The sequence below is a fragment of the Pseudomonas sp. Q1 genome, assembly GCF_009935975.1.
GTDB classification, from domain to species: Bacteria; Pseudomonadota; Gammaproteobacteria; order Pseudomonadales; family Pseudomonadaceae; genus Aquipseudomonas; species Aquipseudomonas palleroniana.
This window is the reverse complement of sequence record NZ_QODI01000006.1, coordinates 1-17,167: the sequence shown is the minus strand read 5'-3', so window position 1 is coordinate 17,167 and position 17,167 is coordinate 1. Positions and strand designations below refer to the sequence as shown.

The window sequence follows — 17,167 nt, the reverse complement described above, 5'->3', positions numbered from 1 at the left end:
GCAGGCGACTCGGTCTGTCAGGTATACCCAAGTGATGCTATCGCACATTTGATCGCGTACAGCCTTGGCACGATGTGCAACCACATTGGCCGGGATCACTCCCTCGCCGCGATGGCCCCTTTGCAGGCACACGACCAAACTGGAATCTTTCCAGAGGAGAGCCATCATGACCACCACCATCGCCGGTATCCAGATCCCCGACAGCGCACTGGCCAAGGCCACCACCGAATACATTCGCGACGTCGAATCCGACCTGCTTTATCACCACTCCCGCCGCGTGTTCCTGTTCGGCGCCTTAAGCGGTGAACGCAAACAACTCGCTTACAACCCGGAGTTGCTCTACGTCGGCGCGATGTTCCATGACCTGGGCCTGGTCGAAGGTCATCGCAGTGACAACGAGCGTTTCGAAGTGGACGGAGCCAATGCGGCGGCCACGTTTCTCAAGCCTTACGGGCTGAGTGACGACGACATCGAACAGGTGTGGCTGTCCATCGCCCTGCATACCACGCCGGGCGTGCCGCAGCATCTACGCCCAACCGTTGCGCTGGTGACGGCCGGCGTCGAGATGGATGTCCTGGGTATGGATTACGCAGCGTTTTCCAGCGTGCAGCGCGAGGCGGTGGTGCATGCGCATCCACGGGGTGAAGGGTTCAAGGAGTGCATCATCTGCGCCTTTGCCGACGGCTTGCGCCATCGCCCACAGACCACGTTCGGCAACGTGAAGACGGATGTACTGGTGGATCAGGAGCCGGGGTTCAAGCCGATGAATTTTGTTGAAGTCATCCGCAAATCGCCCTGGGCTTGAAATGCAATCAACTGTGGGAGCGGGCTTGGCCGCTCCCACAGTTTGATCCAGTTTCTTCAGGTAGACCTGATTAGACCGGTGCAGTCGCGCGGCGCTTGTCCGGCTGCTGCCAGCCATCCGCCGCCGCTTCTTCGATGGCTTGCTGGATGGCTTTCTTGCGGTGCTCTTCGGCACGACGGCTGAAGAACCACACCAGGAAGGTCACCAGCGACACCGCCAACAGAATCAGGCTGGCCACGGCATTGATCTCGGGTTTGACCCCAAGGCGCACCGCCGAGAACACTTCCATCGGCAAGGTCGTCGAGCCCGGGCCCGATACGAAGCTGGCCAGTACCAGATCATCCAGCGACAAGGCGAACGACATCATGCCGCCCGCCGCCAACGATGGCGCGATCATCGGGATCGTGATCAGGAAGAACACCTTCCACGGTCGCGCCCCCAGGTCCATTGCCGCTTCTTCAATCGACAGGTCCAGCTCACGCAGGCGTGCCGACACCACCACCGCCACATACGCCGCACAGAAAGTGGTGTGGGCGATCCAGATGGTGACGATGCCACGCTCCTGGGGCCAGCCGATCATTTGCGCCATGGCCACAAACAGCAGCAACAGCGACAGACCGGTGATCACTTCCGGCATCACCAACGGCGCGGTCACCAGGCCGCCGAACAGCGTGCGGCCCTTGAACTGGCTGATGCGCGTCAGCACGAAGGCTGCCAAGGTGCCCAGGGCCACCGCAGCCACCGCCGTATAGCAGGCGATTTCCAGCGAGCGGGCCACCGAGCCCATCAACTGGGTGTTGTCCAACAGGCCCACGTACCACTTGATCGACCAACCGCCCCAGACGGTCACCAGCTTGGATTCGTTGAACGAGTAGATCACCAGGATCAGCATCGGCAGGTAGATGAACAGCAACCCCGCCACCAGCATGAAGCTTGAGAAACTGACGCGCTTCATATCTTGCCCTCCATCTCTTTGGCTTGGCTGCGGTTGAACAGGATGATCGGCACGATCAGGATCGCCAGCATCACCACCGCCAGGGCAGAGGCCACCGGCCAGTCACGGTTATTGAAGAACTCTTGCCACAACACTTTACCGATCATCAGGGTTTCCGGACCGCCCAGCAGTTCCGGGATCACGAACTCGCCCACTACCGGGATAAACACCAGCATGCAACCGGCGATGATGCCGTTCTTGGACAGCGGCACGGTGATCTTCCAGAAGCTGTTGAAGGTGCTCGACCCCAGGTCGGACGCGGCCTCCAGCAAGCTCTGATCATGTTTGACCAGGTTGGCATACAGCGGCAGGATCATGAACGGCAGGTACGAATAGACCACGCCGATATACACCGCAATATTGGTATTGAGGATCTGCAGCGGCTCGTTGATCAACCCGATGGACATCAGGAAGCCGTTGAGCAAACCGTTGTTGCTGAGGATGCCCATCCACGCATACACACGGATCAGGATCGCGGTCCAGGTCGGCATCATGATCAGCAACACCAGCACGGTCTGCATCTCTTTGCGCGCGCTGGCGATGGCGTAGGCCATCGGATAGCCGATCAACAGACACAGGAGCGTGCTGAAAAACGCCATCTTCAACGAGCCCAGGTATGCGGCGATGTACAACTCGTCGTCACCCAGCATCGAGTAGTTGGCCAGGTTGAGCACCACCTGCAGTTTCTGCTCAACGAAGGTGTAGATCTCGGTGTAAGGCGGGATCGCAACGTCGGCTTCGGCAAAGCTGATCTTCAAGACGATGAAGAACGGCAGCATGAAGAACAGGAACAACCAAAGGAATGGAATCCCGATAACCACGTGTCGACCATCGGGAGTTATTCGTTGCAACTGGCGCTTGAGCTTCTTCATGTTCATGAGCGAAGTACCACGCCGCTGTCGTCTTCCCACCACACGTAGACCTGGTCGCCCCAGGTCGGACGCTGGCCACGGCGTTCGGCGTTAGCCACGAAGGACTGCACCAGTTTGCCGCTCGGCAGTTCCACGTAGAACACCGAATGGCCACCCAGGTAGGCAATGTCGTGCACTTTGCCGCTGGACCAGTTGTGCTCACAGGTCGGCATTTCGGTGGTGACCAGCAGTTTTTCCGGGCGAATGGCGTAAGTCACGGATTTGTCTTCCACCGAGGTGGCAATGCCGTAGCCCACGTAGATGTCGCGGTCCAGGTCCGGGCACTTGAGCACCGCGTGGCCTTCGGCGTCATCCACCACCTGGGTGTCGAAGATGTTGACGTTGCCGATGAACTCGCACACCAGGCGGCTGGTCGGGGTTTCGTAGATATCGATCGGGCTGCCGATCTGGGCGATCCAGCCCAGGTGCATGATCGCGATGCGTTCAGCCATGGTCATGGCCTCTTCCTGGTCGTGGGTCACCATGACGCAGGTCACACCCACGCGCTCGATGATCTCAACCAGTTCAAGCTGCATCTGCGAACGCAGTTTCTTGTCCAGCGCGCCCATCGGCTCATCGAGCAGCAGCAGTTTCGGGCGCTTGGCCAGGGAACGGGCCAGGGCCACACGCTGACGCTGACCACCGGACAACTGGTGCGGCTTGCGCTTGGCGTACTGGCTCATCTGTACCAGCTTGAGCATCTCGGCCACCCGGGCGTCGATTTCGGCCTTGGGGATCTTGTCCTGTTGCAGGCCGAAGGCGATGTTCTGCGCCACGGTCATGTGTGGGAACAAGGCGTAGGACTGGAACATCATGTTGATCGGCCGCTCGTAGGGCGGCATGTCGGTGATGTCCACACCGTCGAGGTAGATGCGACCTTCCGTTGGGCGCTCGAAGCCTGCGAGCATGCGCAGCAAGGTGGATTTGCCTGAGCCCGAACCGCCGAGCAAGGCGAAGATCTCGCCTTTCTTGATTTCCAGGGACACATCGTCCACGGCAATCGTCTCGTCGAACTTCTTCGTGACCCGGTCGATTTTGACCAACACCTTTTTCGGTGTCTGGTCGCCCTCGAGGGCTTTCTTATAGGCGCCGGAGGCAACTGCCATTTGCGAAACTCCCAACAAAGTTTTCTGTTCGACCAACACGGACGAAACCTTGGATAGTTTGAGCCTTACTTGCCCGTCTTGACCTTGGTCCAGCTACGGGTCATCAAACGCTGCACTTTCGGGGGTAACTCGAAGTTGACGAATGTCCGGTCGAGAACCGCCTGCGGTGGGTAAACCGCTGCGTCAGTGCGTATCGATTGATCCATCAGTTTGTCCGCCCCTGGGTTAGGGTTGGCATAACCGACGACATCACTGACCTGAGCGATCACCTCAGGTTGCAGTAAATAGTTGATGAAGGCGTGGGCCTCTTTGACGTTGGTGGCGTCCTTGGGGATCGCCAGCACGTCAAACCACAGGTTGCCGCCTTCTTTCGGAATCACGTAGGCAATGTTCACGCCCTTGCCCGCTTCAGCCGCGCGAGACCTGGCCTGGAACACATCGCCGGAGAAGCCTGCCGCCACGCAGATGTTGCCGTTGGCCAGGTCGGAAATGTATTTGGAAGAATGGAAATAGGTCACGTAGGGCCGCACTTTGAGCAGCTTTTCTTCGGCCTTCTTGTAGTCTTCGGGGTTGGTGCTGTTAGGGTTCAAGCCCATGTAGTTGAGCACCGCCGGCAGCATTTCATCCGCCGAGTCCATGAACGATACGCCGCAAGTGGCCAGCTTCTTCATGTTTTCCGGTTCGAACAGCACGGCCCAGGAGTCAATATGATCGACGCCGAGCACTTCCTTGACCTTGTCGACGTTGTAACCGATGCCATTGGTGCCCCACAGATACGGCACTGCGTACTGGTTACCCGGATCGTTCTTTTCCAGACGCTTGAGCAGCGCCGGGTCAAGGTTGGAATAGTTCGTCAGTAAAGACTTGTCGAGTTTCTGGAACGCCCCGGCCTTGATCTGCTTGCCGAGGAAGTGGTTGGACGGCACGACCACGTCGTAGCCGGTACGCCCGGCAAGCAACTTGCCTTCCAGGGTTTCGTTGGAATCGAACACGTCATACACGGGCTTGATGCCGGTAGCCTTTTCGAAATTGGCCAGCGTGTCGGTGCCGATGTAGTCCGACCAGTTATAAATATGCACAGTCGGGGCGGCCTGCACGCTGACAGCCAGCGTGATACCTGCACCCACCAGCAAGGCTTTGCGAAATAAAGAAATTGGCAAGTGGAGGTCCTCTTAAATAGTTGGGCCCAAAAGTTGTTGCCCGGCAACAAAACCGGCGCGCAACTTACCCTCGATAAACCGATCCGGCAAAACTTTCTGTCATTTAAATGTGTGGGAGCGGGTCATGTGGGAGGGGGCTTGCTCCCGATAGCGGTCAATCGGATACCCATATGTTGGTTGATACACCGCTATCGGGAGCAAGCCCCCTCCCACACTCCCCTCCGGTTTAAGGCTTATTTACCGGATTTGATCTTGGTCCAGCTGCGTGTCATTTCACGCTGGGTCGCAGCCGGCAAGTCAGCAATGGCGTAGAGCTTGGCCTGCACATCGGCTGGTGGATAGATGCCTGGGTCGCTGGTGATTTCCTTGTCGACCAGTGCGGTAGCCTTCTCGTTACCGTTCGGGAAACGTACGCTGTCGGTGATCGCAGCCATGACCTCCGGCTTGAGCAGGTAGTTCATGAACTTGTAGGCGGCGTCGACGTTTTCGGCATCTTTAGGGATGGCGACCATGTCATAGAAACTGCCTGCACCTTCTTTCGGAATATCGTAGGCCACCTTGACCTTGCCGCCGGCTTCGGCCGCACGGGACTTGGCCTGCTGGATATCACCCGAGTAACCCACGGCGACGCAGATGTTGCCGTTGGCCAGGTCCGAGATGTACTTGGACGAGTGGAAGTAGCTGATCGACGGACGGATTTTCAGGAACAGGTCTTCGGCTTGCTTGAGCTGTTTTTTATCCTGAGTGTCGGTTGGCAGGCCCAGGTAGTGCAGCGCCACCGGCAGCATTTCGGTCGGCGAGTCGAGGAAGCTCACGCCGCAGCTCTTGAGCTTGGCAATGTTTTCAGGCTTGAGCAGCACGTCCCACGAATCGATCTTGTCCACGCCCAGCGCGGCCTTGACCTTCTCCGGGTTGTAGCCGATGCCGATCGAGCCCCACATGTAAGGGAAGGCGTGCTTGTTGTCCGGGTCGCTGACCGACACGGCTTTAAGCAGGGATTTGTTCAGGTTGCCGTAGTTGGACAGCTTGGACTTGTCCAGCTCCTGGTAGACACCGGCCTTGATCTGCTTGGCGAGGAAGTTGTTCGACGGAACGACGATGTCGTAGCCGGACTTGCCTGCCAGCAACTTGGCTTCCAGGGTTTCGTTACTGTCGAAAACGTCGTACACCACTTTGATGCCCGACTCTTTTTCAAAGTTGGCGATGGTGTCCGGTGCAATGTAGTCAGACCAGTTGTAGACGTGCAGCACTTTATCGTCTGCCTGGGCCGCACCCGCCATTGCGCCCATCAGGGACAAGGCGAGGAGAGTCTTGCCAGCGTTCTTCAAACCTAATGCCTTCATTATGGTGATGCTCCAATTTTTCTTTTTTGGGCCACGTTCTTTTATGTTCGGCGCCCTTGCGCAGGGCAACAAAACAGGGGGACAGTCTGGCAAGTTCAGGGGCCGGCTTTCAACCAAGGCCCCTACATTTATAACTGCTCAGTGAACCGCGTACTGAGCCTAGCACTTAGCCCTGCAATGCCGCCAAAGTCAGGTCCAGGCACGTCCGCGCCTTGGTCACCAGTTCGTCGATTTCGGCCTTGCTGATCACCAGCGACGGCGAAATGATCATGGTGTCACCCACGGCGCGCATGATCAGCCCGTTGTTGAAGCAGAAGTTGCGGCAAATCATGCCCACGCCTTTGCCTTCATAGCGCTTGCGGGTGGCCTTGTCCTGGACCAGCTCGATCGCACCCAGCATGCCTGCACCGCGAACTTCACCCACCAACGGGTGGTCAGCCAGTTCCCTCAGACGTTTCTGCAAATACGGTGCCGTTTCTTCGTGCACGCGATCCACGATTTTTTCATCGCGCAGGATGCGGATGTTTTCCAGGGCCACCGCCGCTGCTACCGGGTGGCCGGAATAGGTGAAACCGTGGTTGAAATCACCCCCTTCGTTCAACACGGCAACTACATCGTCGTGCACGATCAGGCCGCCCATGGGCACGTAGCCCGAGGTCAGGCCCTTGGCGATGGTCATCATGTGCGGCTTGAGGTCATAGAAGTCGCTGCCGAACCACTCACCGGTACGGCCGAAGCCGCAGATCACTTCGTCGGCGACAAACAGGATGTCGTACTTGGCCAGGATTTCCTTGATGCGCGGCCAGTAGGTATCCGGCGGCACGATCACGCCACCAGCGCCCTGGATCGGCTCGGCAATAAAGGCACCGACGTTGTCCACGCCCAGTTCCAGAATCTTCTCTTCCAGTTGGTTGGCGGCCCAGACCCCGAACTCCTCGGGACTCATGTCGCCGCCTTCGCCGAACCAGTAAGGCTGGGCGATGTGGGTAATGCCCGGGATCGGCAAGTCGCCCTGTTCATGCATATACGTCATGCCGCCCAGGCTCGCGCCGGCCACGGTGGAACCGTGGTAGCCGTTCTTGCGGCTGATGATGACTTTTTTATTCGGTTGGCCCTTGATCGCCCAGTAGTGGCGGACCATGCGCAACATGGTGTCGTTGCCTTCGGAGCCGGAACCGGTGAAGAACACATGGTTCATGCCGGCCGGTGCAATGTCGGCAATCACCTTGGCCAGTTCCAGCACCGGCGGGTGAGCCGTCTGGAAGAACAGGTTGTAGTAGGGCAGCTCTTTCATCTGCTTGGCGGCGGCGTCGGCCAGCTCATCACGACCGTAACCGACCGCCACGCACCACAGGCCGGCCATGCCGTCGAGGATCTTGTTGCCTTCGCTGTCCCACAGGTAAACACCGTGGGCTTTGGTGATGATCCGTGGGCCCTTCTCTTTCAATTGCTTGAAATCGCTGAACGGCGCCAAGTGATGATCGCTGCTCAAGGCTTGCCATTCACGGGTTTGCGGGTTGTTGCTGGACATACCAATCTCCTAGACTTTTCAGTGAAGGGCGCGCTGTTCCCACAGTGCGCCCGGCGCGTCAGACGGCGAAGAGCAGGAATTCCCGCTCCCATGAACTGATCACGCGCTTGAAGTTTTCATGCTCGGCCCGCTTGACCGCGACGTAGCCTGTGATGAATTTGCGACCCAGGTATTTCTCGATGGTCTTGCTGTTTTCCATGCGTTCCAAGGCATCTTCGATGGTCAACGGCAGGCGCAGATTGCGTCGTTCGTAACCACGGCCCACCACGGGCGCGCTTGGGTTATGGCCTTCGACCATGCCGATGAAGCCACACAGCAAACTGGCGGCAATGGCCAGGTACGGGTTGGCGTCGGCGCCCGGCAGGCGGTTTTCCACGCGGCGGTTCTGCGGGCCGGCATCCGGCACACGCAAACCGACGGTGCGGTTTTCTTCGCCCCATTCCACGTTGACCGGCGCCGAGGTGTCGGGCAGGAAACGGCGGAACGAGTTCACGTTGGGGGCAAACAGCGGCAGCAATTCAGGGATGAATTTCTGCAGGCCGCCAATGTGGTTGAGGAACAGTTGGCTCATGGTCCCGTCTTCATTGGAGAAGACGTTCTTGCCGGTGGCGATGTCGATGATGCTCTGGTGCAAGTGCATCGCGCTGCCGGGCTCGCCGGTCATCGGCTTGGCCATGAAGGTGGCAGCCACGTCGTGCTTGAGCGCGGCTTCGCGCATGGTGCGCTTGAACACCAGGATCTGGTCGGCCAGGGACAGGGCATCGCCATGACGGAAGTTGATTTCCATCTGCGCAGTGCCGTCTTCGTGGATCAGGGTGTCGAGGTCCAGTTCCTGCAGTTCGCACCAGTCGTAGACGTCTTCGAACAGCGGGTCGAATTCGTTGGCCGCTTCTATAGAGAAGGACTGGCGACCGGTTTCCGGGCGGCCGGAACGGCCAATCGGCGGTTGCAGCGGGAAGTCCGGGTCTTCGCAGCGCTTGGTCAGGTAGAACTCCATCTCCGGCGCCACAATGGGCTGCCAGCCTTTATCGGCATAGAGCTTGAGGACTTTCTTGAGTACGTTGCGCGGCGACAGCTCGATCGGGTTGCCTTGCTTGTCGTAGGTGTCGTGGATCACCTGGGCGGTCGGCTCAATGGCCCAAGGCACCAGGAATACGGCGTTCTGGTCGGGGCGGCAGATCATGTCGATGTCGGCCGGGTCGAGCAATTCGTAATAGATGTCGTCTTCGACGTAGTCGCCGGTGACGGTCTGCAGCAGCACGCTCTCGGGCAGACGCATGCCTTTCTCGGCGATGAACTTGTTGGTCGGCGAGATCTTGCCCCGGGTGATGCCGGTGAGGTCGCCAATCATGCATTCGACTTCTGTGATCTTGTGGTCTTTCAACCAATCGGTGAGCTGGTCGAGGTTGTTACTCATAAATGCCTCTGGGCTGGGTTTCCTGACATCCATTAAAGGTCAGGCGTTGGTTGACGCAGCATCCGCGTCGCTTTTTCGTTCAGGGTAGGAGCTTACCCGTCATTTGCTGCTGCGTTGCATTCCTCAGGCCAAAGTTGTGCAGAATCATGATCGGCAGCGTGGACGGCAGCCGGTCAGTCACAGTTGAGAAGGCAAAAAGGAGGTCGGACAGGCCGTCAAGAATATTGGCCGGTACGCGGGCATTCACGCGGGGCGAACGGACTGCGGACAACGCCTGGCGCAAGCAGGCAAAGACGCCGAATGGCGGCAGGTGAAACATGAAACACCCCGGTATTATTGCTGTTATGGGTTTGAATCGAGCTTAGCCTTGTTCATTTTTTTACACAACACCCCCGTAAAAAATACAACACGGCCCGCTCAAGCCTGCGAGTCCCAAGCCCTTCAAACCCAAAAAACCGCCCCAAAAAGCCCCAAAAATGCCCTCGAGGCGCTTTTTTAGGGCGAAAAATGCCTCGCTTGACTTCGGCATGCCGTTCGGGTTGACTGAAACCAGAAAAGATCAATGATTGATATTTTTAACAACAAAGGTGTTGCATCATGTCGGTACCCCCGCGTGCCGTTCAGCTTAACGAAGCGAACGCGTTCCTTAAGGATCATCCTGAGGTTCTGTACGTAGACCTTCTAATTGCGGATATGAATGGTGTGGTGCGCGGCAAGCGCATCGAACGCACCAGCCTCCACAAGGTTTACGAGAAGGGCATCAACCTGCCTGCCTCTTTATTTGCCCTGGATATCAACGGCTCGACGGTGGAAAGCACCGGCCTGGGCCTGGACATCGGTGATGCTGACCGAATCTGTTATCCAATCCCCGATACCCTGTGCAATGAACCTTGGCAAAAGCGCCCAACCGCGCAACTGCTGATGACCATGCACGAACTTGAAGGTGAACCTTTCTTCGCCGATCCGCGCGAAGTGCTTCGCCAGGTTGTCAGCAAATTCGACGACCTCGGCCTGACGATCTGCGCCGCCTTCGAACTTGAGTTCTACCTGATCGACCAGGAGAACGTGAATGGCCGCCCACAACCGCCCCGCTCGCCGATCTCCGGCAAACGCCCGCACTCGACACAGGTCTACCTGATCGACGACCTCGACGAATACGTCGACTGCCTCCAGGACATTCTGGAAGGTGCCAAAGAGCAAGGCATCCCGGCCGACGCCATCGTCAAGGAAAGTGCCCCGGCGCAGTTCGAAGTGAACCTGCACCACGTGGCCGACCCGATCAAGGCTTGCGACTACGCCGTACTGCTCAAGCGCCTGATCAAGAACATCGCCTACGACCATGAGATGGACACCACCTTCATGGCCAAGCCTTACCCAGGCCAGGCAGGCAACGGTTTGCACGTACACATTTCGATCCTGGACAAGGACGGCAAGAACATCTTTGCCAGCGAGGATCCCGAGCAGAACGCCGCATTGCGTCACGCGATCGGCGGTGTGCTCGAGACCCTACCCGCCCAAATGGCGTTCCTGTGCCCCAACGTCAACTCCTACCGGCGTTTCGGCGCGCAGTTCTATGTGCCGAACTCGCCGTGCTGGGGCCTGGACAACCGCACCGTGGCGATTCGCGTACCGACCGGCTCGTCCGATGCCGTACGTATCGAACACCGTGTGGCCGGCGCCGACGCCAACCCCTACCTGCTGATGGCTTCGGTCCTGGCAGGCGTGCACCACGGCCTGACCAACAAGATCGAGCCTAACGCACCGGTGGAAGGCAACAGCTACGAGCAGAACGAGCAGAGCCTGCCGAACAACCTGCGCGATGCCCTGCGTGAGTTGGATGACAGCGAGGTGATGGCCAAGTACATCGATCCTAAATACATCGATATCTTCGTCGCCTGTAAGGAAAGTGAGCTGGAAGAGTTCGAACACTCCATCTCCGACCTTGAGTACAACTGGTACCTGCATACCGTATAAACGGTTGCTGCGCTGATAACGAACGCTGCCGACTTTGGTCGGCGGCGTTTTTTTATGCGTTTCTGCTAGGACACTGGGTTGGCCTCATCGGGAGCAAGCCCCCTCCCACACTTGAATGTATTCACAAATCAAACTGTGGGAGGGGGCTTGCTCCCGATGGCGGCCTGGAAGACAACACAGATTCCTGCTCATACAATGCCCGCTGCCTTGTAGGAGACGTCCATGACTACCCGCCCCACCGCCCCTCGCAAACCCCGCGCCCGCAGCCAGGCCCGGATTGATGCGATCCTCGACGCCGCCCGCACCTTGCTGGCCGCCGAAGGCGTGGCGAGTCTGTCGATCTACAGCGTGGCCGAGCGGGCACAGATCCCGCCGTCGTCGGTGTATCACTTCTTCGCCAGCGTGCCGGCGCTGCTGGAAGCGCTGACCGCCGATGTGCACGCCGCTTTCCGGGCCGCCATCCAGGCACCCATCGAGCATGAGTCACTCAAGCACTGGCGTGATCTGTCCTACATCGTCGAACAGCGCATGCTCGCCATCTACGACCAGGACGCCGCCGCTCGCCAGCTGATCCTGGCCCAGCACGGGCTGACCGAAGTGACCCAGGCCGACCGTCAGCATGATCTGGAATTGGGCGATTTGATGCTCACCGTGTTCAATCGGCATTTCGAGGTGCCGACCTTACCCGCCGATATGGATGTGTTTGCACTGGCACTGGAGCTGAGCGACCGCGTCTATGCGCGCTCGGTGCATCAGCATGGGCTGATTACGCCGCGCATGGCGGAAGAAGGAATGCGGGTGTTTGACGCGTATGTGGGGTTGTACCTGCCGGCTTACCTGCCCAAGCGTTGAGTTCCGGGGTGGTTGAAAGGGCCTCATCGGGGGCAAGCCCCCTCCCACACTTTGAATCTATTCACCGATCAAATGTGCGAGGGGGCTGCCCCGATGGCGGCCTCAAGAACGATCACAACTTGGCGATCGACACCTCGGTGGATTTCACAAAGGCAATCACTTCACTGCCAATCACCAGCTCCAGCTCTTTGACCGAACGGGTGGTGATCACGGACGTGACGATGCCCGATGCGGTCTGTACGTCAATTTCCGACAGCACATCGCCTTCGACGATTTCCTTGATGGTGCCTTTGAACTGGTTACGCACGTTGATAGCTTTAATAGTCATGGTCTTCTTCCTTCATGGGACAAGTGAGTTATTGAGCCCATCGCAATTGCGTAGGCAGCGGTGAAACAGGTTCCGGTTCCGGCGGCGAGCCAGGCAGCGACAGCACACGGTTGAGCACTTCGGCTTCGAGTGCGGCCAGGCGGTGCGAGCCTCGGGCTCGTGGGCGTGGCAGGTCGACAACGAGGTCCAGGCCGATTTCACCGTCTTCGATCAGGATCACCCGGTCGGCAATAGCCACGGCTTCGCTGACATCGTGGGTCACCAGCAACACGGTAAAGCCGTGCTTGCGCCAAAGGTTTTCGATCAGTTGCTGCATCTCAATGCGGGTCAGCGCGTCCAACGCGCCCAGCGGCTCGTCGAGCAGCAACAGGCGCGGCTGGTGAATCAATGCGCGAGCCAGGGCCACGCGCTGCTTCTGGCCACCGGACAAGGCCGCCGGCCACTCATTGGCACGTTCGGCCAGGCCCACTGCGTCCAACGCCTCCAGGGCCTGGGGACGCCAGTTGCCCTTGAGGCCGAGGCCCACGTTGTCGATGATCTTTTTCCACGGCAGCAAGCGCGCTTCCTGGAACATCAACCGCGTATCTTCAATCGCTTCATCAAGCGGCGCGGAACCCGCCAGCAGCTCACCGCCACTGGCTTTGTCCAGGCCCGCCAACAGGCGCAGCAAGGTGCTTTTACCGCATCCGCTGCGGCCAACCACGGCCACAAACTGGCCGGCCGGGATATGCAGGTCTATCTCTTTGAGCACTTCTCGCGCACCAAAGGCCTTGCGCAATTTGCGTACCGCCAGCGGGATGCCTTTAAGCAGGCGCGGAGGTTGTTGAGCCGTCATGCCGCACCTCCTTTATTGACTTGGTAAGCCGGGTGCCAACGCAGCCACACACGTTCCAGGCCACGGGCGGCAAGGTCGGCCAGTTTGCCGAGGACCGCGTAAAGCACGATGGCCAGCACCACCACGTCGGTCTGCAGGAATTCGCGGGCGTTCATGGCCAGATAACCGATGCCGGAGCTGGCCGAGATGGTTTCCGCCACGATCAGCGTCAGCCACATGAAGCCCAAGGCGAAGCGCACCCCCACCAGAATCGACGGCAGCGCCCCCGGCAGGATCACCTGACGGAACAGGCTGAACCCGGACAGGCCATAGCTGCGCGACATTTCCACCAGCGCCGGGTCGACGTTGCGGATGCCGTGGTAGGTGTTCAGGTAGATCGGGAACAACGTGCCGAGCGCCACCAGGAAAATCTTCGCCGTCTCGTCAATGCCGAACCACAGGATCACCAACGGAATCAGCGCCAGGTGCGGCACGTTGCGGATCATCTGTACCGAACTGTCCAGCAGGCGCTCGCCCCATTTCGACAAACCGGTGATAAAGCCCAGGGCCAGGCCGATGCTGCCACCGATCAAGAACCCAAGGCCCGCACGCCAGCCGCTGATCGCCAAATGCGTCCAGATTTCGCCGCTGCGCACCAGGTTGATCCCGGCTTCGATCACCGCACTCGGCGCCGGCAGAATGCGCGTGGACAACCAGCCCGCCGACACCGACAACTGCCAGATCGCCAACAACAGGATCGGCAGCAGCCACGGCGCGATGCGCTGGCTCAATTTTTCAAGATTCATGGCGCCGCCTCAGCTCTGTGATGCAGCTTTGGGAAGGATGTCGTTGGCGACCATCTCACCGAACGGGCTGACGTAACCGGCGCTTTTCGGCAATTCGGGACGTTCGATATCCAGGTGTGGGAACAACAGCTCGGCCACCCGATACGACTCTTCCAGGTGGGGATAACCCGAGAAGATAAACGTATCGATACCCAGGTCTGCGTATTCCTTGACCCGCGCCGCTACCGTCGGGCCATCACCCACCAGTGCCGTACCGGCACCGCCGCGCACCAGGCCGACGCCGGCCCACAGGTTGGGGCTGACTTCGAGGTTGTCGCGGCTGCCGCCATGCAGCGCGGCCATGCGTTGTTGCCCAACCGAATCAAAGCGCGCCAGGGAAGCCTGGGCACGGGCAATGGTGTCGTCGTCCAGATGGGAGATCAGCTTGTCGGCGGCTTTCCAGGCTTCCTCATTGGTTTCGCGCACGATCACATGCAGGCGGATACCGAAGCGCACGGTGCGCCCAAGCTTGGCGGCCTTGGCACGTACCTGTTCGATTTTCTCGGCGACGGCAGCAGGTGGCTCGCCCCAGGTGAGCACCATTTCCACCTGTTCGGCAGCCAGGTCCTGGGCCGCTTCGGAGGAGCCGCCAAAATACAGCGGCGGGCGCGGTTGCTGGATAGGTGGGTAGAGCAACTTGGCGCCTTTGACGCTGATGTGCTCGCCGTCGTAATCCACCGTTTCGCCTTCCAGCACGCGGCGCCAGATCCGAGTGAACTCCACCGAGGCCTGATAGCGCTCTTCGTGGCTGAGGAACAAGCCGTCACCGGCCAATTCTTCCGGATCGCCACCCGTGACCAGGTTGAACAGCGCACGACCACCAGACAGGCGATCCAGCGTCGCCGCCTGACGCGCGGCCACCGTCGGGGAAATGATCCCGGGGCGTAGCGCGACCAGGAATTTCAGACGCTGGGTCACGGGGATCAGCGAAGCGGCTACCAGCCAGGAATCTTCGCAGGAGCGACCAGTGGGAATCAGCACGCCGCCGAAGCCCAGGCGGTCGGCGGCCTGGGCCACTTGCTGCAAGTAACCGTGGTCGACGGCGCGAGCGCCTTCGGCGGTGCCAAGGTAATGGCCGTCGCCATGGGTAGGCAGAAACCAGAAAATATTGAGGCTCATGGAGTTGTCTCCTGAAGAAGTCGGATTACGGCGCTTTGGCGACGGCGGCGGGTGGAGTCCAGATCACGTCCTTGATGCTCAAGGGTTTGGGGATCAATTTGAGTTGGTAGAAGCTGTCGGCGATTTTCTGCTGAGCGGCGACCACCGCCGGCGTCAGGAACAGTGCGCCGTAGCCTTGGCGCTTGACTGAGGTCAGGGTGATGTCGGCCGGCAGGCCAAGCAGCGGTGCGACCTGTTCGGTGACCTCCTGCGGGTTGGCCTTGGACCACTCGCCCACCGCACGCACTTCTTCCACCAGCGCCTTGATGACGTCCGGGTGCTGTGTGGCATAAGGCTTGGTGGCGAGGTAGAACTGATGGTTGTCTGCAATGCCGGTGCCGTCACGCAGGGTGCGCGCTTGCAGTTGTTTCTCGGCGGCGGCCTGGTAAGGGTCCCAGATCACCCAGGCATCGACGCTGCCCCGCTCGAACGCAGCGCGGGCATCGGCGGGCGGCAGGAATACAGTTTGCACGTCGGTGTATTTGAGACCGGCATCCTCCAGTGCACGCACCAGCAGGTAGTGCACGTTGGAGCCTTTATTGAGCACAACTTTCTTGCCCTTGAGCTCGGCCACCGATTGGATCGACGAATCCTTCGGCACCAGGATCGCTTCGCTGGTGGGCGCCGGTGGCTCGTAGGCGACGTAGAGCAGATCGGCACCGGCCGCCTGGGCGAAGACCGGCGGGGTTTCACCGGTGACGCCGAAGTCGATCGAGCCGACGTTCAAGCCTTCCAGCAATTGCGGGCCACCGGGGAATTCAGTCCATTGCACTTGCACGCCCTGGGCGGCCAGGCGCTTTTCCAGGGTGCCCTTGGCCTTGAGCAACACCAAGGTGCCGTACTTCTGATAACCGATCCGCAAGGTCTCGGCCGCTTGAGCTTGAACAATGGCGCCGAAGGACACAGCCGCAGCAAACAGTGCGACCAGACCACGACGCAAGATGACAGTGCGCATGGCGCTCTCTCCAATTTGCGATGAGGGGGTTGGCTGCACCTGCTTGGCCGTTGGCGGCTGAGTAAGGTGAGTACTACAAAAAACGGTACGGCTTAAATGCTCCAGCGAGCACTCAACAAACGTTCATTCAACACGTGGGGGTCCAGCGGTTTCGGGCGACGGGCCATGGCGTCGTAAAGTGTCTCCAGGGCCTCATGCAAACGCTGTTCGAGCACGGGCACCAGTTGCGCCTGGGCACTGCCTTCGCCGTAGGCGATCTGACTGTCTTCGGCAAAGATGCCGTGCAGCAATTCCTGGGCTTTCAGGGCCGAGAGCACGGGCTTCAAGGCGTAATCCACCGCCAGCATGTGGGCGATGCTGCCACCGGTAGCCATGGGCAACACGATCTTGTGCGCCAGGGCGCGCTCGGGCAGCAGATCGAGCACGGTTTTCAGCGCGCCGGAAAATGAAGCCTTGTACACCGGCGTGGCGATGACCAGGCCGTCGGCGTTGGCCACTTGCTGCAACAGGTCGATGACTTTGGGGCTGTCGAAGCGGGCGTGCAGCAAGTCTTCGGCCGGGAAGTCCCGTACCTGATAACTCACCACTTCCACGCCTTTTTGCTGTAGCCACTGACGGGTTTTCTCCAGCAAGACCCCAGAGCGGGAACGCTGGCTGGGGCTGCCTCCAAGTGTTACGACCAGCATGCAGGTATTCCTTGAGCAAGTGTCGGCGGTTCGCTGGGTGGCGATTGCGCCAAGATGGTAGAGACCATATCAGCTGATTTATATATCTATAAATCTTATTTTTTTATTTATTTATTCCATAAATATATATGCAGTCCGTATTTCTCGAGGCGAAAAAAAAGGCCGTCGAAACGGCCTGAAATCCCCTGCTATGTGAGACTCGAAATGCGATTCAACTGTGGGAGGGGGCTTGCTCCCGATGGCGGTGTGTCAGTAGTGGATGTATTGACTGACACCCCGCCATCGGGA

The 17,167-nt window shown here is 59.2% G+C and carries 17 protein-coding genes; 3 read left to right on the top strand and 14 right to left on the bottom strand.

Annotated features, from left to right (window positions below; all coding sequences use genetic code 11):
- Nucleotides 1-166: 166 nt before the first annotated feature.
- Nucleotides 167-805 (top strand): HD domain-containing protein, encoded by a 639-nt coding sequence (locus DK870_RS10815; protein WP_161548623.1) that lies wholly within the window; start codon nucleotides 167-169, stop codon nucleotides 803-805.
- A 70-nt stretch (nucleotides 806-875) separates the two neighbouring features.
- Here DK870_RS10815 and DK870_RS10810 read toward each other — a convergent pair whose 3' ends face one another.
- The 8 genes from DK870_RS10810 to DK870_RS10775 all read right to left on the bottom strand — a co-directional run bounded on the left by DK870_RS10810 (nucleotide 876) and on the right by DK870_RS10775 (nucleotide 9,586).
- The gene (locus DK870_RS10810; protein ID WP_090368110.1) at nucleotides 876-1,760 is read right to left on the bottom strand and encodes an ABC transporter permease subunit; all 885 of its coding nucleotides are present in this window, start codon (nucleotides 1,758-1,760) and stop codon (nucleotides 876-878) included.
- Nucleotides 1,757-2,677, bottom strand: a complete 921-nt coding sequence (locus tag DK870_RS10805) for an ABC transporter permease subunit (protein ID WP_060753535.1) — start codon at nucleotides 2,675-2,677, stop codon at nucleotides 1,757-1,759. The genes DK870_RS10810 and DK870_RS10805 overlap by 4 nt, the downstream gene beginning before the upstream one ends.
- Entirely contained in the window at nucleotides 2,674-3,816 is a 1,143-nt protein-coding gene (locus tag DK870_RS10800) for an ABC transporter ATP-binding protein (RefSeq protein WP_028618367.1), read from the bottom strand. Before DK870_RS10800 ends, DK870_RS10805 begins: the two co-directional genes overlap by 4 nt.
- Before the next feature lie 65 nt (nucleotides 3,817-3,881).
- The gene (locus tag DK870_RS10795) at nucleotides 3,882-4,976 is read right to left on the bottom strand and encodes a polyamine ABC transporter substrate-binding protein (protein ID WP_060753537.1); all 1,095 of its coding nucleotides are present in this window, start codon (nucleotides 4,974-4,976) and stop codon (nucleotides 3,882-3,884) included.
- Between the two features lie 233 nt (nucleotides 4,977-5,209).
- Nucleotides 5,210-6,304: a polyamine ABC transporter substrate-binding protein gene (locus DK870_RS10790; RefSeq protein ID WP_161548734.1), complete on the bottom strand. Its 1,095-nt coding sequence runs from the start codon at nucleotides 6,302-6,304 to the stop codon at nucleotides 5,210-5,212.
- Nucleotides 6,305-6,485: 181 nt separating this feature from the next.
- Entirely contained in the window at nucleotides 6,486-7,850 is a 1,365-nt protein-coding gene (locus DK870_RS10785) for an aspartate aminotransferase family protein (RefSeq protein WP_090368105.1), read from the bottom strand.
- Between the two features lie 58 nt (nucleotides 7,851-7,908).
- Nucleotides 7,909-9,267 (bottom strand): glutamine synthetase family protein, encoded by a 1,359-nt coding sequence (locus DK870_RS10780; RefSeq protein WP_060753539.1) that lies wholly within the window; start codon nucleotides 9,265-9,267, stop codon nucleotides 7,909-7,911.
- A gap of 79 nt (nucleotides 9,268-9,346) precedes the next feature.
- Nucleotides 9,347-9,586: a hypothetical protein gene (locus DK870_RS10775; RefSeq protein WP_090368103.1), complete on the bottom strand. Its 240-nt coding sequence runs from the start codon at nucleotides 9,584-9,586 to the stop codon at nucleotides 9,347-9,349.
- A 278-nt stretch (nucleotides 9,587-9,864) separates the two neighbouring features.
- On the opposite strand from DK870_RS10775, the gene DK870_RS10770 reads away from it, so the two are divergent.
- Nucleotides 9,865-11,241, top strand: coding sequence for a glutamine synthetase family protein (locus tag DK870_RS10770; protein ID WP_010207341.1), 1,377 nt, complete (start codon nucleotides 9,865-9,867; stop codon nucleotides 11,239-11,241).
- A 222-nt stretch (nucleotides 11,242-11,463) separates the two neighbouring features.
- Entirely contained in the window at nucleotides 11,464-12,093 is a 630-nt protein-coding gene (locus tag DK870_RS10765; RefSeq protein ID WP_161548622.1) for a TetR/AcrR family transcriptional regulator, read from the top strand.
- 112 nt (nucleotides 12,094-12,205) lie between these two features.
- Here DK870_RS10765 and DK870_RS10760 read toward each other — a convergent pair whose 3' ends face one another.
- The 6 genes from DK870_RS10760 to ssuE all read right to left on the bottom strand — a co-directional run bounded on the left by DK870_RS10760 (nucleotide 12,206) and on the right by ssuE (nucleotide 16,879).
- Entirely contained in the window at nucleotides 12,206-12,421 is a 216-nt protein-coding gene (locus DK870_RS10760; protein WP_003213899.1) for a molybdopterin-binding protein, read from the bottom strand.
- A gap of 28 nt (nucleotides 12,422-12,449) precedes the next feature.
- Nucleotides 12,450-13,256 (bottom strand): aliphatic sulfonates ABC transporter ATP-binding protein, encoded by an 807-nt coding sequence (gene ssuB, locus DK870_RS10755; protein ID WP_060753543.1) that lies wholly within the window; start codon nucleotides 13,254-13,256, stop codon nucleotides 12,450-12,452.
- Nucleotides 13,253-14,041 carry an aliphatic sulfonate ABC transporter permease SsuC gene (gene ssuC, locus DK870_RS10750; RefSeq protein WP_060753544.1) on the bottom strand — a complete coding sequence of 263 codons (789 nt, stop codon included), beginning with the start codon at nucleotides 14,039-14,041 and terminating at the stop codon, nucleotides 13,253-13,255. Before ssuC ends, ssuB begins: the two co-directional genes overlap by 4 nt.
- A 9-nt stretch (nucleotides 14,042-14,050) precedes the next feature.
- Nucleotides 14,051-15,199, bottom strand: coding sequence for an FMNH2-dependent alkanesulfonate monooxygenase (gene ssuD / locus DK870_RS10745; RefSeq protein WP_060753545.1), 1,149 nt, complete (start codon nucleotides 15,197-15,199; stop codon nucleotides 14,051-14,053).
- 25 nt (nucleotides 15,200-15,224) lie between these two features.
- Nucleotides 15,225-16,193 carry a sulfonate ABC transporter substrate-binding protein gene (locus tag DK870_RS10740; RefSeq protein ID WP_161548621.1) on the bottom strand — a complete coding sequence of 323 codons (969 nt, stop codon included), beginning with the start codon at nucleotides 16,191-16,193 and terminating at the stop codon, nucleotides 15,225-15,227.
- Nucleotides 16,194-16,285: 92 nt separating this feature from the next.
- Nucleotides 16,286-16,879 carry an NADPH-dependent FMN reductase gene (gene ssuE, locus DK870_RS10735; RefSeq protein WP_060753547.1) on the bottom strand — a complete coding sequence of 198 codons (594 nt, stop codon included), beginning with the start codon at nucleotides 16,877-16,879 and terminating at the stop codon, nucleotides 16,286-16,288.
- Nucleotides 16,880-17,167: the final 288 nt, after the last annotated feature.

Excerpts from the sequence above, each read along its gene's own strand:
- DK870_RS10815 (WP_161548623.1), top strand. The coding sequence starts at position 167 with ATGACCACCACCATCGCCGGTATCCAGATCCCCGACAGCGCACTGGCC.
- DK870_RS10810 (WP_090368110.1), bottom strand. The coding sequence starts at position 1,760 with ATGAAGCGCGTCAGTTTCTCAAGCTTCATGCTGGTGGCGGGGTTGCTG.
- DK870_RS10805 (WP_060753535.1), bottom strand. The coding sequence starts at position 2,677 with ATGAACATGAAGAAGCTCAAGCGCCAGTTGCAACGAATAACTCCCGAT.
- DK870_RS10800 (WP_028618367.1), bottom strand. The coding sequence starts at position 3,816 with ATGGCAGTTGCCTCCGGCGCCTATAAGAAAGCCCTCGAGGGCGACCAG.
- DK870_RS10785 (WP_090368105.1), bottom strand. The coding sequence starts at position 7,850 with ATGTCCAGCAACAACCCGCAAACCCGTGAATGGCAAGCCTTGAGCAGC.
- DK870_RS10780 (WP_060753539.1), bottom strand. The coding sequence starts at position 9,267 with ATGAGTAACAACCTCGACCAGCTCACCGATTGGTTGAAAGACCACAAG.
- DK870_RS10775 (WP_090368103.1), bottom strand. The coding sequence starts at position 9,586 with ATGTTTCACCTGCCGCCATTCGGCGTCTTTGCCTGCTTGCGCCAGGCG.
- DK870_RS10770 (WP_010207341.1), top strand. The coding sequence starts at position 9,865 with ATGTCGGTACCCCCGCGTGCCGTTCAGCTTAACGAAGCGAACGCGTTC.
- DK870_RS10765 (WP_161548622.1), top strand. The coding sequence starts at position 11,464 with ATGACTACCCGCCCCACCGCCCCTCGCAAACCCCGCGCCCGCAGCCAG.
- DK870_RS10760 (WP_003213899.1), bottom strand. The coding sequence starts at position 12,421 with ATGACTATTAAAGCTATCAACGTGCGTAACCAGTTCAAAGGCACCATC.
- ssuB (WP_060753543.1), bottom strand. The coding sequence starts at position 13,256 with ATGACGGCTCAACAACCTCCGCGCCTGCTTAAAGGCATCCCGCTGGCG.
- ssuC (WP_060753544.1), bottom strand. The coding sequence starts at position 14,041 with ATGAATCTTGAAAAATTGAGCCAGCGCATCGCGCCGTGGCTGCTGCCG.
- ssuD (WP_060753545.1), bottom strand. The coding sequence starts at position 15,199 with ATGAGCCTCAATATTTTCTGGTTTCTGCCTACCCATGGCGACGGCCAT.
- DK870_RS10740 (WP_161548621.1), bottom strand. The coding sequence starts at position 16,193 with ATGCGCACTGTCATCTTGCGTCGTGGTCTGGTCGCACTGTTTGCTGCG.
- ssuE (WP_060753547.1), bottom strand. The coding sequence starts at position 16,879 with ATGCTGGTCGTAACACTTGGAGGCAGCCCCAGCCAGCGTTCCCGCTCT.